The sequence below is a fragment of the Sphaerospermopsis sp. FACHB-1194 genome (assembly GCF_014696235.1).
Classification (GTDB): domain Bacteria; phylum Cyanobacteriota; class Cyanobacteriia; order Cyanobacteriales; family Nostocaceae; genus Sphaerospermopsis; species Sphaerospermopsis kisseleviana.
This window is the reverse complement of the sequence record NZ_JACJPU010000018.1, coordinates 1-15046: the sequence shown is the minus strand read 5'-3', so window position 1 is coordinate 15046 and position 15046 is coordinate 1. Positions and strand designations below refer to the sequence as shown.

11 protein-coding genes and 3 pseudogenes are annotated in these 15046 nt (G+C 37.2%); 9 read left to right on the top strand and 5 right to left on the bottom strand.

Translation table 11 applies throughout. The features are described 5' to 3' along the window. Positions 1-87 precede the first annotated feature (87 nt). From H6F45_RS12395 to H6F45_RS12375, 5 genes and pseudogenes are all read left to right on the top strand, one after another. Positions 88-2700 (top strand): U32 family peptidase, encoded by a 2613-nt coding sequence (locus tag H6F45_RS12395; protein ID WP_190347322.1) that lies wholly within the window; start codon positions 88-90, stop codon positions 2698-2700. A gap of 341 nt (positions 2701-3041) precedes the next feature. Then, positions 3042-3253: pseudogene (locus H6F45_RS12390) on the top strand (hypothetical protein); the annotation flags it as partial. A 313-nt stretch (positions 3254-3566) separates the two neighbouring features. Then, complete coding sequence (locus H6F45_RS12385; protein WP_137668289.1) at positions 3567-4142, top strand: Uma2 family endonuclease; 576 nt, start codon at positions 3567-3569, stop codon at positions 4140-4142. A 34-nt stretch (positions 4143-4176) separates the two neighbouring features. After that, complete coding sequence (locus H6F45_RS12380) at positions 4177-5370, top strand: DUF2252 domain-containing protein (protein ID WP_190347321.1); 1194 nt, start codon at positions 4177-4179, stop codon at positions 5368-5370. Further along, a complete protein-coding gene (locus tag H6F45_RS12375; protein ID WP_137668291.1) occupies positions 5367-5612 on the top strand; it encodes an HNH endonuclease in 246 nt (81 codons plus the stop codon). The genes H6F45_RS12380 and H6F45_RS12375 overlap by 4 nt, the downstream gene beginning before the upstream one ends. A 147-nt stretch (positions 5613-5759) precedes the next feature. Here H6F45_RS12375 and H6F45_RS12370 read toward each other — a convergent pair whose 3' ends face one another. Further along, positions 5760-7292 carry a YifB family Mg chelatase-like AAA ATPase gene (locus tag H6F45_RS12370; RefSeq protein ID WP_190347320.1) on the bottom strand — a complete coding sequence of 511 codons (1533 nt, stop codon included), beginning with the start codon at positions 7290-7292 and terminating at the stop codon, positions 5760-5762. A gap of 108 nt (positions 7293-7400) precedes the next feature. After that, entirely contained in the window at positions 7401-9743 is a 2343-nt protein-coding gene (locus tag H6F45_RS12365; protein WP_242052606.1) for a fimbria/pilus outer membrane usher protein, read from the bottom strand. 42 nt (positions 9744-9785) lie between these two features. On the opposite strand from H6F45_RS12365, the gene H6F45_RS12360 reads away from it, so the two are divergent. Beyond that, a complete protein-coding gene (locus H6F45_RS12360) occupies positions 9786-10298 on the top strand; it encodes a spore coat U domain-containing protein (RefSeq protein ID WP_190347319.1) in 513 nt (170 codons plus the stop codon). Positions 10299-10564: 266 nt separating this feature from the next. Here the strand turns inward: H6F45_RS12360 and H6F45_RS12355 are convergent, their stop codons facing one another. Then, complete coding sequence (locus H6F45_RS12355) at positions 10565-11347, bottom strand: fimbria/pilus periplasmic chaperone (protein ID WP_347237729.1); 783 nt, start codon at positions 11345-11347, stop codon at positions 10565-10567. A gap of 293 nt (positions 11348-11640) precedes the next feature. Beyond that, positions 11641-12153: a spore coat U domain-containing protein gene (locus H6F45_RS12345; protein ID WP_190347318.1), complete on the bottom strand. Its 513-nt coding sequence runs from the start codon at positions 12151-12153 to the stop codon at positions 11641-11643. A gap of 479 nt (positions 12154-12632) precedes the next feature. On the opposite strand from H6F45_RS12345, the gene H6F45_RS12340 reads away from it, so the two are divergent. Beyond that, complete coding sequence (locus tag H6F45_RS12340) at positions 12633-13247, top strand: Uma2 family endonuclease (protein ID WP_096567419.1); 615 nt, start codon at positions 12633-12635, stop codon at positions 13245-13247. Positions 13248-13315: 68 nt separating this feature from the next. Here the strand turns inward: H6F45_RS12340 and H6F45_RS12335 are convergent. Beyond that, positions 13316-14163, bottom strand: a pseudogene (locus H6F45_RS12335) (Rpn family recombination-promoting nuclease/putative transposase). Between the two features lie 131 nt (positions 14164-14294). Here H6F45_RS12335 and H6F45_RS12330 point away from each other — a divergent pair. After that, the gene (locus H6F45_RS12330; RefSeq protein WP_096567417.1) at positions 14295-14645 is read left to right on the top strand and encodes a histidine triad nucleotide-binding protein; all 351 of its coding nucleotides are present in this window, start codon (positions 14295-14297) and stop codon (positions 14643-14645) included. A gap of 214 nt (positions 14646-14859) precedes the next feature. Continuing rightward, a pseudogene (locus H6F45_RS12325) lies at positions 14860-15046 on the top strand (photosystem II q(b) protein); the annotation flags it as partial.

The following is a 15046-nucleotide window of genomic DNA, read 5'->3' as shown; positions in this document are numbered from 1 at the left end:
AAAGAAGCCGAGGATTTTCATCTACCCCCAACCATACCCCAATTTAGATATAATCAATAAATTCACAATAAAATCAAACTACGCAAAATGACAACCACCACAAAAATCAAACTCCCCGAACTCTTAGCACCTGCGGGTAACTGGGAATGTGCAACTGCAGCAGTCGAAAATGGTGCAGATGCAATTTATTTTGGTTTAGAGAAATTTAATGCCAGAATGAGAGCAGATAATTTCACCATTGCAGACTTACCCGAATTAATGGAATTTCTACACCTACGGGGAGTCAAAGGTTATATCACCTTAAACACCCTAATTTTCCCCTCAGAACTGACAGAAGCAGAGCAATACCTCAAAAACATCATTTCTGCTGGTGTTGATGCTGTTATTGTGCAAGATGTGGGTATTTGTCGTTTAATTCGTCATCTTTCCCCAGACTTTCCCATTCACGCATCAACCCAGATGACTATTACCAGTGCTGCGGGGGTAGAATTTGCTAAATCTTTAGGATGTCAATTGGTAGTTTTAGCGCGAGAATGTTCAATTAAAGAAATCAATAAAATTCAACAACAAATATCTGAAAAAAATATTATTTTACCCTTAGAAATATTCGTTCATGGTGCTTTGTGCGTCGCATATTCTGGACAATGTTTAACGAGCGAAGCATTAGGAGGACGTTCCGCAAATAGGGGTGAATGCGCTCAAGCTTGTAGAATGCCATATCATTTAATTGCAGATGGAAAATTTGTAGATTTAGGTAATAGAAAATATTTACTCAGTCCGCAAGATTTAGCAGGTTTAGAAGTTTTACCAGAATTAGTAAAAACTGGAGTGACTTCTTTAAAAATAGAAGGACGATTAAAAACAGCAGAATATGTTGCTAATGTGACTCAAGTTTATAGAAAAGGATTAGATAAAATAGCGGAAAGACCTAACTCCCTAACCCCCTTCCCTACAAGGGAAGGGGGAACAAGAGGTCAAGACCAATATAATTTAGAAATGGCCTTTTCTCGCGGACTTTATACGGGTTGGTTTGAGGGAATAAATAATCAAGAATTGGTTCATGCAAACTTCGGTAAAAAACGCGGTGTTTATTTAGGAGAAGTTACTCGCATTAAAAATGAACAAATAACCGTTAAAATTTCCGCACCTGTTAAACCTGGTGATGGGGTAGTGTTTGATAGTGGACACCCAGAAGCGAAAGAAGAAGGGGGAAGAATATATGAAGTTATTCCCAAAGGTAAAGAAGTAATTTTAACTTTTGGGAGAAATAATTTAAACATACATAAAATAAATATCGGTGATAAAGTTTGGAAAACCAGTGACCCAGAATTAGATAAACAAATTCGTCAAAGTTATGAAGGTGAATATCCCAACTTTACCAAACCTATTAATATAGATGTCTATGGGGAAGTGGGAGATAAATTAATAGCTATTGCTGATGATGAACTTGGTAATATTGTCAAGGTTAAATCAGAGATATTATTACAGGAAGCACATACTAAACCTTTAACATCAGAAAAATTAAAGGAACAATTTGGACGTTTAGGAAATACACCTTTTCATTTAGCAAGTTTGCAAAATCAGATTATTGGTAATGCAATGTTACCCGTGAGTGAGTTAAATAAAATGCGTCGGGAAATAGTAGAAAAATTAGAGGAGTTAAGAAGTAAACCTAAACTTTGGCAATTAAATCATAGTGCAAAATGGACGGATTTAATTAATCAAAATTTAAGTATAATTTCCAGAGGAATGAACCACAAAGAACGCGAAAGACACGAAGGAAAGAGGGTTGAAGAGAGTTATGGGTTTTGTGATGAAGATTGTAAAAATAATTTGATTGTTTTAGTCAGAAATATTCAACAACTCAAAGCAGCATTAACAGCAGATATTAAAACAATATACTGTGAATTTGAAGATCCGCGCAATTATAGAGAAGCGGTCAAAATCTTTAAAGAATACCCAGTCACCAATCACCAGTCCCCAGTCCCCAGTATTTTTGTAGCACCTCCCCGCATTACTAAACCGGGAGAAAATTGGATTTTAAAACAGGTTAAAGATTCCCAAGCAGATGGTTATTTGATTAGAAATTACGACCATTTAGAATATTTTGCAGGGGAAAGATGTATTGGGGATTTTTCCTTAAATGTTGCTAATCCTCTCACCGCAGATTATTTTATTAAGCGGTTTAATTTAGAAAGGTTAACTGCATCCTACGATTTAAATATTAACCAACTCGTAGATTTAATTACCAGTTATGCACCGCAATTTTTGGAGGTGACAATACATCAACATATTCCTATGTTTCACATGGAACATTGCGTTTTTTGTGCCTTTCTTTCTGAAGGAACAGACTACACTAACTGTGGTAGACCATGCGAAAAACACGAGGTCAAAATTAGAGATAGGGTAGGTAGTGAACACATCCTTACAGCAGACGCAGGATGTAGAAATACAGTATACAATGGTGCTGCTCAAACTGGGGCAGAATATGTACAAAAATTAATAGGTTTGGGTTTGCAACATTTGAGAATTGAATTTCTCAACGAAACACCAGCACAAGTACAGGAAACCATACATTATTATCAACAACTTATCCAAGGAGAAATCACAGGTTCAGAACTGTGGAAAACATTAAAGTTACAAAATCAACTTTTACAAAATCAATTAGGTGTGACTCGTGGTGCTTTAGGTTTGACCTAAAGCTGTTCCTAAAGCTGTTATACAGCTAAATTTTATCATCCTCACATTGTTACAGCAGTTTTCATGTCTTTAGACCACAGTCAGGGCGAAGCATTCGGATGATAGTCTTAGGTAAAAACCGATAATTAATTGTCCGAATGCTTCGCCCCTATATTGTTGACCCTACTTGTCGTGAGAGTTTTATTATCAATAGATGTCCTAACTACTTGTCTACAGCTATACATATTGTTTACATATTTTATGCAGTCTGACGCACCTGAAAATACTTGTATTTCTATCAAATCTACCCAAGTTGCTATAAGTAGTATTACAATACTGATAAACCTTATTTACTACTTACCATGTCAAATTTAGCGCCCCAGTGTCAGCAACTGCAAACACAAGTTGAGACAATTCTGCAACTACTACATCAAGAACCTGCTTTGCGTTCTCAAGATGTGACATCTGTGCAGATATCTTTAGATAAAGCTTAGATAAAGCTATTTCTCCCAGGTTTGAAATTGTGTTTGCAGGTGCTTTTAGTGCTGGAAAATCAATGTTAATTAATGAAATTAGTCCACCGAAGTGGACTTTGTTTGTGTAGACGCGATTTCTAATCGCTGGGTTGAGATTTTGTTTAATTGTCTGAATCAGGATGTCCAGGATTTAAGGATTTTCTGGATGTTATAAAAAGATATAAATTATATACTGATATTGACATTATATTATGTTGAGAAAATTAATTTATGTTAAAAACAATAAATTTAAAAATATTATTTATTATAATTATTCCATGTTATAAAACATACAAAAAATTCCCAAATCTAAGCATCCAACCCCATCCTGTAAATCCTTTAATCCTGGACATCCTGATTCAGACAAAAAATATGATTCAACTTAAAAATAAACTCACCCTCGAAGAATTTATCGCACTTCCTGAAAGTGATACTATATATGAATTGGTTAACGGTGAAGCTATACCTAAATATAAAAATGAACAAATGTCACCTAAATTTTTTCACGGTTCAACTACAGGATCGCTATTTATATTATTATCAAAATGGGCGCAAGAAAAAGGCCGTGTTGTAATTGAATGGAGTGTCAAATTAACCAAGAATCGACAAGATTGGATACCCGTACCAGATTTAACTTATGTTTCTTATGAGCGTCTTCCTATTGACTGGTTAAAAGATGAACCTTGTCCAGTGATACCAGAATTAGTAATTGAAATTATTTCTCCTGGTCAAACTTTTGGAGATATGATTGAAAAAGCTACCTATTATTTACAAGCTGGAATTTCTTTAGTTTGGGTAGTAGATACAGTTTCGCAAACTATCACAGTCTTTACCTCATCTTCTCTACCTGTCACTTATAGAAATCAGCAAATTATTAGTAATGAATTATTATCAGGTTTGCAAATTACACCTTATGATATATTTAAAAAGGCAGGTTTAATTCGTTAAATCCTGTAAATTATCATTCAAACAACATCCACCTATGAACAACATCAAAACCCGCATTGAAACTTTTAACCACGGAAGAGATCCAGAATTATTAAAATTAAAATACAAAAAAATCTCTACTGATTCATTTTCTTTCTTTCGGGGAACTTGTCATTTATTCTATGAAGATTTACCTCAAGAATCATCTTTGAATAATGCACCTCTTACCTGGATATGTGGTGATTTACATTTAGAAAACTTCGGTAGTTATAAAGGTGATAACCGTTTAGTTTATTTTGATATTAATGATTTTGATGAATCAGTTATTGCACCTTGTACCTGGGATTTAGTGAGATTTATCACAAGTATTATTGTGGGTTCTCATGCAGTGGGAATAAATGACGAAGAAGCATTACATTTAAGTGAGATTTATTTAAAAACCTACACTGCAAATCTCGCTGATGGAAAAGCAAGAACTGTAGAAAAGGAAACTGCAAAAGGTTTAGTTAAAGACTTATTAGACAGTTTAGAACACAGAAAACGGGCTAAATTTTTAGATAAATACACCAAAGAAAAGAAAGGTAAACGACTTTTAGTAGTTGATGATAAACGAATTGCAAAAGCTACAGATGCAGAACAAAAGAAAGTTAAAAACTTAATTACACAATGGCATCATACCACAGAACAAAATCCTGATTTTTATGAAATTCTCGATGTCGAAAAACGCATTGCTGGTAATGGGAGTTTAGGATTAGAACGTTATATAGTTCTAGTAGAAGGTAATGGTTCACCGGATGAGAACTATTTGCTAGATTTTAAAGAAACTCAACCCAGTTCTTTACAACCTTATCTGACTGTTTCGCAACCAAAATGGGAAACTCCAGGTGCAAGAGTTGTTGCAATTCAAAATCGTTTTCAAGGTATTGCACCTGCATTATTAGAACATATCAATGATGGTGAAAAATCTTATGTTTTAAAAGAATTGCAACCAGAAAAAGATACAGTCCATTTACAAGCTTGGGATGGAAATTTAGGACATTTAGAAAAATTAATCCAAACAATGGCCGAAGTTACAGCTTGGGATCAATTACGAAGTAGTGGTAGACAAGGTTCTGCGATCGCTGATGAATTAATTGAATTTGCTCAAACTACATCAGGGCATAATTATAATAACTCTATTATGGAATATGCCCGCAATTATGCCCAACAAGTAGAAAAAGATTTTCAAGAATTTAGTCAATCAATATGAACAAAACCCCACGTATTCCCATACCTCCAGAAGTGAGACAGTATGTTTATCAAAGAGATAAATATCAATGTCAAAGCTGCGGTAAAACTTCCCTAGAAACAAACCTCAGTATTGATCATATTATCCCTTTATCCCGTGGGGGAAAAAACGATATTAGTAACCTGCAAACCCTTTGTTTAACTTGTAATCAAAACAAAACAAATAAAATTGATCATCGGTTTTACCGACATTTCTATCTTTAGTCGGTCCTCCTAACTCCTCCTTAAAAAGCAATCCATTATAAACTTTTGTGAGAATGAGGAATGGGGAATGGGGAATAGGGAATAGGGAATAGGTAATAATGGGGAAACATAAAATTGATTACCCAATCACCAATCACCAATCACCAATCATTGCATTCTATCAATTGTTCGATATTGAATTGCTTCTGCTACGTGCTGAGGTTTTAAATTTTCATCTCCTGCTAAATCTGCAATGGTGCGTGATACCTTGAGAATGCGATCGCTCGCTCTTGCAGATAACCCTAATTTTCTAATTGCTGTTTCTAATAAATTACGACTAGCATCATCTAATTTACACCAAGTTTGTAAATGACGACTTTGCATTTGTGCATTACATTTAACATTAGTTTCTGATTGAAAACGATTTGTGGCAATATCCCTTGCTTTTTGCACTCTTTCCCGCACAGCTTTTGATGATTCTCCTGTCGATCCTTGGGTAATTTCTTCTGGTTTTAACCGATTTACCGCTACTTGTAAATCAATTCTATCCATCAAAGGTCCTGATAATTTTGCCCAATATTGCTCTCTTTGTCTAGGTGAACAAGTACAAGGTTGAATTGTATCACCATAAAAACCACAAGGACAGGGATTTGTAGAAGCAACTAATGTAAATTGTGCCGGAAAAACTACAGATTGCCGAGTACGAGAAATCGTCACATAACCATCTTCTAAAGGTTGTCGTAAAAACTCTAAAACATCTCTCTTAAATTCTGTTAATTCATCTAAAAAAAGTATCCCCCGATGAGATAAAGAAATTTCACCAGGACGGGGAAAACTACCACCACCAACTAAAGACGGACCAGATGCAGAATGATGAGGACTGCGAAAAGGTCTTTCTCGTACTAATGAACCACGATTTTTTAATAAACCAGCTACAGAATGAATCCGAGTAACTTCTAAAGATTCCGAAAATTCTAAAGGTGGTAAAATTCCTGGTAAACGTCTTGCTAACATTGTTTTCCCACTTCCCGGAGGTCCAACAAATATTAAATTATGTCCTCCAGCAGCAGCAATTTCTAAAGCTCGACGTGCATGAGCTTGTCCTTTGACATCTTGTAAATCTGCTAAATTTAAAGATGTCGCTGCTAATGTCTTTGGGTTTTCATTTAATTTAACAGGTTTGAATTTCCCCGGATTATTTAGTAAATCAACTACATCAGAAATATTACTACATCCATAAACATTTAAACCTTCCACTACCGCAGCTTCTTGAGTATTTTCCATAGGAACAATTAAACCAGAAATTCCCATTTTTTCAGCAGTTGCAGCAATAGGTAAAACACCAGCCACCGGACGCAAACTACCATCTAAAGAAACTTCACCTAAAAATAAAAAATCTCCTAATAAATCCGGGCTAACTTGTTCAGAAGCTGCTAAAATTCCCACACTAATTGGTAAATCAAAAGCTGGTCCTTCTTTCCTTAAATCTGCGGGAGTGAGGTTAATTACAATCTTTCGCAGGGGAAAAGCAAAACCCGCATTTTTCAATGTTGCTTTTACCCGTTCTTTTGATTCTTGAATTGCGGAATCTGGTAAACCTAAAATGATAATTCCTGGTAAACCACCAGAAACATCCACTTCCACACCCACCTTCACCGCGTCGATACCAACAATAGATGCACTCCAGACTCTAGCCAGCATTGTTCATATATGAATAAACCCTAATTATATCAAAGCAGATTTTCAGGTAAATTAACAATGAGTGAAATCACTGAATACAAATGTTATTAAAAACTTTTCAAACACCCTTTAAGGAAGGATACACTTTAAATTACCTAAATTAACCATTTGTTCCTGAGACTGGGGAATAGTTAGCTCAAAATTACAAATACCGCCTTCATAGTCCACATTAGCTGCATATTTTCCCGGAGCAACACTGTCTAAATAAAAATCTCCTTCCTTACCAATAGGTGAGTTAATAATTTGATTATTCACAGTGATATTTAACTGACCATAGGACGGAATTACAGTTTTTCCTGATGTTTCTACCGACAAAGTACCAACAATACTCTGAATTAGTTGCACAGGAAAACGCACAACCGCCCCACCTCGAAAAGGTGGAGTAATTACTTTTTCATTAGCATCAATTTTGTAGTTTAAAGGAATATCCTCATCTTGGATTTTCAAATTATTCCCATTATAAGGGCGCAGATTAGTAACTATTAAATTACCGCGAGAATCAGTGCGTCCAACTTCCTGATTATTACTGTAACCACGCACACCCCTTACCCCTGGAACTTGTATGAGTGCAAAGCTTTGGGTAACGGGAGGAGCAAGAAAAACACTATTTCCTATGCCGATAATACTACCAGAAACATTAACAGAACCACTATTTTTACCATTATTGCGGTTGAGGTTTAACTCATAAACGCCAAAGGGAGCGCGATACTGAATACTACCATTGCCGGGAATTTTTTCCCCGTTGGGGTTAACCTGAAGACGGTAGCCCAAGCCATTACCAGCCGGTGGAGATTTCTGTACGGATACAGTTGAGTTAATTGCAGTTTTACCATTGGTATTTTGCCGATTAATACTAGCTCTAGCATTACCTAAAGTATAATTGAAACCGATAAATAGTTCATTTGTAGTTGGTTGTGTAGGTTGGTTAGACCGGGTGAGATTGATAGATAAATCTGCACTGGAATTGAGACGCAAACTACTGGTGAGAGCCAGGCGGTTACTGTGTCCTTTATCACGGAAGTCAGAGGACGCATACTGCAAACCTAAGCTTAAATTACGGGTAGGAGATATAGAAATAAAAGCATTATTTTCTAACTTGGCTCTGTCATCTAATGCTGTCAAACTTAAATTAGCATATCGGTCACTCAACAGCCGCACCGAACCACCAAAACCGATATTACGACCAGAATAGCTATAAGTGAGGGCAGCCGCAGCCCCCGGTATTCCTGATTCACTACTGACGGCTAGGGATAGTCCTAAAGCCCCAAAGGGTAGGCTAGTGGTTAGAGTAGAACCACCACTAATTAAATTACTAGCAACCTCCAAGCGCCCGCCCAGGGTCAGGGAGTTGGTGATACCCTGACGATAGCGACCGAGAAAAGCCGGAGAACCATAATTAAAATTATCAGAGTCTAGTTTAAATCGCCGTAAACCTAAATTAAAACTGTAGTCAGATAAACCGGGTTTTAGTAACCCTGTAGCAAAATAAAAAGGTGAAGTAATTACCTGTTCTCGACCCAAAGCATCACGAATTACAACTTTTGTAGAACCACTACCGGAGGGTAGGAGTAAATTATCAAATTGAAAGCGACCGGGGGGTACTTCTGTTTGATTTACTCTTTGTCCATTAACAAAAACCTCTACTTTGGAAGGTGTTAAGGCTACACCAGATAAACTAAAAGTTGGTTGTTGAATGACATTAGGATTTAGTCCAAAATCCCGTGAATTACTCACACCAGCCATAAACATTCCTCCCCCTAAATCGCCGGCACTGACAAAGGAATCACCAATTACCCATTTAGTCATTTTTTGGGGATTGTCTAAGGTGAAATTTGTTAAACCTCGCAGCCAAGAACCGTCAGTTTTGCGGGAAAAACTGCTATAAAGTAAACTTTTATTAATGCTTAATCCTGATTCTCCAAAAAATGTATAATTGTTGAAGTTGAATTTTTCAACGTCAACAGGTAAATTAAAAGCATAATTAAAGAAAATACTAGTGTTTTGACTATAAGTAATATTTTGGGGTGACTGGCGACCTAAATTAAATGAGTTACTCTTTAATAATTCTGGTTGGGCTGTTATACTTAAAGTTAAGGCTTTTTCATCAAAAATATAGCTGACCTGGGGAGCTAAGGAAGTCAGAGAAACATAAATTTCATTATTAATAGTTTCTCGACTACCAGCGAAACTTTCTAACCCGGCTTTTTCTAAATCAGGAAGACTAACAAGAACATCCTTGGGGCGTAAAATCACAAAAATTGCTTCTTTAGCTACCTGATTAACTGTCAGTTCCAAAATTGCATTTTGTTCTTGTGCAGCAACCTCAGAACAGACTACAAAACTCCAACCCGAAACCAACAGCAACCACCAGCCATTATTTACAGACATCAAACCAGACATAAAACCAGACATAAAACCAGACATCAAACCAGACATCAAACCAGACATCAAACCATGAAAGTGCGCCCTTCTCTATTAACTGTTTTGCTGCTTATAGCCAGTTCCACTGCTCCCGCAATGGCAGGTAGTGCAAATGCTAATTTGAATGTTTCTGCTTCCGTAGTTCCTAGTATCACGATTACCCCACCTGTTGATCCTGTGCCAATACCAGTTGAGAACATAACTAATCCGTCTACTCCGGCAATGGTAACATTACCAATCGCTATCACTTTACCGAGTGGTATTACTGGGAAAATTACCCTGGGACAAGGACAAAATGCCTCTACTGGCTCCACAGACACTAACCCCGTGCGCCGCATGACTGATGGTGACGGAAATTATCTATTGTATGAATTATATCAAGATGAATCTAGGACAATAATTTGGGGGAACACCGATAACACTGCTTTGTCATTGACTGGTACGGGTTCAGCCAGTAATGTCAATCTTTATATTAAGATTCCGGCGGGGCAAAATGTGCCGGCGGGAAATTACCAGGACACGATGCAACTGAGAGCGACTTTGTAAGCATTTTGAAATTAACCCCACCCTAACCCCTTACAAGGGTAGGTATTTTACATTGTCGTGAGGGCAAGACAAGGTGGACAAGGTGACAAGGGAGGAAAACAGTACAAAGTCTGTATTCTTAGTCACAAAAATAGTCCGTCAAAAAACCATTGTCCGTATAAAATCTTCCTTGTCCATCCCTTCGACTACGCTCAGGACAAGCCTTCCTTGTCTTCGGTGGTCTTGCCTTCACAAATCATATTAAAAACCTACCCCTGTGAGGGGGACTAAGGGGGGTAAGCAGCAGCACAAGCGCCCTGGGGAGTATCTAGGGTCTCTTTAAAGGTGGTTTTTGCAGTTTTTACTTCCACTACCAGTTTCTTGACCCCATTACATTTTTCCTTGGGTGGTAATCCTACACTGTAGGATTTAGTATTACCCGCTAAAATATACCAACTATTAACAGCAGTTTCAATGATTTTTTCCCCTGTGGCACTTAGTCCTTGCACTGTTATTTGCTGTGGACGAAGATTGACATTACCAGTATTATTAATCTCAAAAGATAAATTACCTTTTTTGATTGCTAGTTGTCCCATTTTTCCTGACTGGTTGATTTGGCTCGGTTGTAGAAAAATAGGAATACTTAAATTAGTTAAGACTTGGATGGCATTCTGGGTGGGTTGACTGGTTTTTGTCGGTAGTTCTTCCACAATCAATCGGTAAGTTTTTTCGACAGTATTAATGGGAACTTTAGAACCGAGTCTAATTTGCCGTTCTCCCTGGGATTCTACGGAAAGTAGAGATGGAAACAGAATAATATCTTCAGTAGGAGTGAGTTTGTCTTCTCCTTGGGCATTTTGTTCCCATTTGAATACTTTGAATTGAAAGCTGGCAGCACTGGTATCCTGATTACGTAATTTCAGCAGAGCAGTGGAAACTCTGGGAGAAAGAACAACATTAATGGGACTAACGCTATAATTACTTGCGTTGGCTTGGGATGTTTTAAAACATAAGCCCAGAAATAGGCTGGGAAACAGCAGTAATTTTAAGCGGGAACTGAGGGTAAACACGAGAATTAACCTTATTTGCAGGGTGCGTTAGGACAGAAACGTAACGCACCAAAATTTTGCGTCGTGGGTTACGGATATCGCTTGTGTAATTTTTACCAGATGTCTTTTGGATGATCAGGGCTTAGTAAGTAACAGTAGCTGTTACAGTTGCCCGACTTCTTCAAGAATTCGGGCATCTAAGTATTAAATTCTCTTAACAATTGATTTGAGCTACTACAGCATCAGAGTATGAACCGGCAAAAGCAGTTTGTCCAGATGGGATTCTACCGTAAATAGTAGTAGTATCTTGTGGATTACCATTCGACTGTAGCTACTACAGTATCAGAGTAAGTAGTGTCATCAGCAGTTTGTCCAGCTGGGATTCTACCGTAAATAGTAGTAACTTGTGCACTACCATTTCCCATAGGGTTCGGACTAGTATCAAGAGTATTTCCCCAAATTGTAGTGCGTCCTGAATTCTGGTAAATGTTATAATTGATATATTCATTAATAGAACTCTTAAGCCTACGTTCTGGGGAGACATTAGTAGACCCAGTTGCAGCATTTGCGCCTTGTCCTAACCTAATATACGTTCCCCCACCATTACTGCAAGTTGTAGTTACAGTTGCTGTTGCATCTAAGTGAGTGGTGGCATGAGTAACGATTGGATCATAATCGCCAAATGCAAGTGGAGTCGTAGAAATACTGCAGCTATGAATAACAGTAGTTGAGACAGTTATATTACTTGTTGCTGTACCTGCCATTGCTGGAGCGGCATAACCGGCAGTGATTAAGATGGCGGAAGCTAAAGCAAAACGACGAATCATGGTTTAAGTTTCCTGGTTACAAAAAAATGTTAGGTTGAGAAAATATGTCTTTTGGTGGATAATTTTTTCTCAGTGTATGTTATCATTCACCCCCCCCCCCGCATACATCAATATAAATACTGATTTTATTGGGAATTGAGAAAATTTATTATACAAGCTATGGATATCCATGAAGATGCTGAAAATACTTTATTTAGCTGCATTGATTACAAATAAACATTTACACATATTCCGAAATAAGTAAATAAAGTTACTTAACACATAAATACCTCTCAATGCCTCTTTTTTCAACGGGGCTTTCAGGCTCTATCCCTTATGAAACAAGCTGTTTAACCGCCTTGTCACCCGTTAAGCCTCTTTTACTCTCCCTGCAACTGCGGTTAGATGATGTGATGCCCTGGTGTTGATAGTTGGGACAATTCATTTTCTATCAAGTATAATTAAATCATCTATAACGGTGAAGTTAAGGTATATAAATCATGGTTCAAGTTTTACAAAAACCAGTAACCTTTGCAGAATTTGCAGATTGGAAACCAGATGGAGAACGCTATGAACTGCATAATGGAGTAATTGTGGAAATGTCACAACCAACAGGACTACATGAAGATATCATAGGTTTTACAGCTAGAAAAATAACTGTAGAATTTGATAGATTAAATCTTCCTTATTCCATTCCTAAACAAGCATTAGTCAAACCACCTGAAAGCGAATCAGGTTATTTACCAGATATTCTATTATTAAACCGGACTAATTTAGTCAATGAACCTCTTTGGCAAAAACAATCAACTGTAACTCAAGCTGCTTCTATTCCCTTAATTATTGAGGTTGTCAGCACTAATTGGCGTGATGACTACTTAACTAAATTACGAGATTATGAAGAAATTGGCATTCCTGAATATTGGATTATTGATTATTTAGCTTTAGGAGGTATTCGTTATATAGGTAGTCCTAAACAACCTACTATATCTATTCATTTATTGATTGATGGTGAGTATCAAGTAAGGCAGTTTAGAAATGATGAAAAGATAATATCACCAACTTTTCCAGATTTGAATTTGACTGCTAAACAGATTTTTCAAGCTGGTAATATTTGAGCAATATTGATCTTTATTGTTCTTTACACATTACTTGATTCTCAATTCACTTTTTGAGTAATTTATGATTACAAGTTTTCCATGATCAGTCTTAATTCCTCTAAACTTTCAACTGTGAGAATTGAACGTTGAATTATTTTTAATGTTTCAAAATCCGATATTTCTGATATTTTCGGCATAAACTTTAATCCTTCATTGCCAAATTTCACTTCTAAAGATAATTCAATACTTGAGATTCTTTCTTCTCCTCTTTGTTCCCCTTGTTTCAATATTTCCTGATACCAAGGTGATTCACGTAAAACAGCCATATCCCACCTCATGATTTCTTGAACTAAGGCACTATCTAATACAAAAGTAGCAAAAAAGCCAGAACTGTTTCTAATTGATTTAACTGTTCATCGGCTTTTAATAAACGCAATGCTTCCCGAATTATAGTTTCATCTTCACCACCTTTGAGAATTGGTACAAAAGGCAGTAGAGAAGGTAAAGGTTGTTCTAAGGCAATTTTAACATCTACTTCCCAAAGATTAATTACTCGGTAATCTTGACGCACCTCCAAACCAGCAATATTTGACTGATATCGAGTTGGTATTTCTTCATTACCTGTTTTCAGAATGTTAATGAGTACAGGATAGGTGGGTAATTGATATTTTTCCTCAGCTAGTCCTGCATAAGCTCGCATTCTTCGAGGCATTTCTGGTTTATACCGCAATTGCAGTTCATTAAGAACCAGAAATTTTCTGTATTCTTGACTCTCAGCGCGGATAAGTACATCACTTTCTCTACTAATCCACTGAAATTCAGAATTGAGTATTTCTTTAGCAACTACATCCGGGATTTGTGTTACCCATTTTACCTAGTTGTTGGGTGCGAGACTAATTAAACGTTTGGTACTGACATCCGCAGGTTTAGCCATAAAGCTATAGAGGCACTGATTACACAACAGCTTAACTTTTTCTCTGCAAAAAAGCGATACCCACGGTAAGCGATCGCCACCTCACCCAACTATCCCCTAAAATCTCTAACAGATATACTAGGTAAAACCGCATGAGTGAAACCAAAGATACCATTTTCGGTAAAATCATCCGTCGGGAAATCCCCGCAAACATCGTTTATGAGGATGATTTGGCTTTAGCCTTTACAGATGTTAACCCCCAAGCACCAGTTCACATCCTTGTCATTCCCAAAAAACCCATAGTTAACATAGCTACCGCCCAACCGGAAGATCAAGCATTATTAGGACATCTATTATTAACAGTCCAAAAAGTCGCCGCCCAAGCAGGACTAGAAAACGGTTATCGCGTAGTCATGAACACTGGTAACGATGGCGGTCAAACCGTCTATCACCTACACATACACATCTTAGGCGGTCGTCCTATGGCATGGCCTCCTGGTTGATCTTCACCTATCAATCATCTACCAATCCTATGGGATAGGCATCTTGCCCGTCCCATGATCATTTCTGTCAACGCCACTACATTAGAAAAATCTATAAAAGTTATAAACAAAACTAATTTTAATTCTCTTTACAAAACTAAATACACAGTTTATGATTTGTGCAGAGGTGAGAAAAACAACTCGCCGATATTATAAACAGAGCAATCATAAAAACATGACCGCAACCATTCAACAGCGCCAAAGCGCCAACGTATGGGATCGTTTCTGTGAATTTATCACCAGCACCAACAACCGCCTTTACATCGGCTGGTTCGGTGTATTAATGATCCCCACCCTGTTAGCAGCAACCACTTGCTTCATCATCGCATTTATCGCTGCTCCTCCCGTTGACATCGACGGCA

What these genes read in the sequence shown, in the direction of transcription:
- H6F45_RS12395 (WP_190347322.1), top strand. Translation starts at nt 88, where the DNA reads ATGACAACCACCACAAAAATCAAACTCCCCGAACTCTTAGCACCTGCG.
- H6F45_RS12385 (WP_137668289.1), top strand. Translation starts at nt 3,567, where the DNA reads ATGATTCAACTTAAAAATAAACTCACCCTCGAAGAATTTATCGCACTT.
- H6F45_RS12380 (WP_190347321.1), top strand. Translation starts at nt 4,177, where the DNA reads ATGAACAACATCAAAACCCGCATTGAAACTTTTAACCACGGAAGAGAT.
- H6F45_RS12375 (WP_137668291.1), top strand. Translation starts at nt 5,367, where the DNA reads ATGAACAAAACCCCACGTATTCCCATACCTCCAGAAGTGAGACAGTAT.
- H6F45_RS12370 (WP_190347320.1), bottom strand. Translation starts at nt 7,292, where the DNA reads ATGCTGGCTAGAGTCTGGAGTGCATCTATTGTTGGTATCGACGCGGTG.
- H6F45_RS12365 (WP_242052606.1), bottom strand. Translation starts at nt 9,743, where the DNA reads ATGTCTGGTTTTATGTCTGGTTTGATGTCTGTAAATAATGGCTGGTGG.
- H6F45_RS12360 (WP_190347319.1), top strand. Translation starts at nt 9,786, where the DNA reads ATGAAAGTGCGCCCTTCTCTATTAACTGTTTTGCTGCTTATAGCCAGT.
- H6F45_RS12345 (WP_190347318.1), bottom strand. Translation starts at nt 12,153, where the DNA reads ATGATTCGTCGTTTTGCTTTAGCTTCCGCCATCTTAATCACTGCCGGT.
- H6F45_RS12340 (WP_096567419.1), top strand. Translation starts at nt 12,633, where the DNA reads ATGGTTCAAGTTTTACAAAAACCAGTAACCTTTGCAGAATTTGCAGAT.
- H6F45_RS12330 (WP_096567417.1), top strand. Translation starts at nt 14,295, where the DNA reads ATGAGTGAAACCAAAGATACCATTTTCGGTAAAATCATCCGTCGGGAA.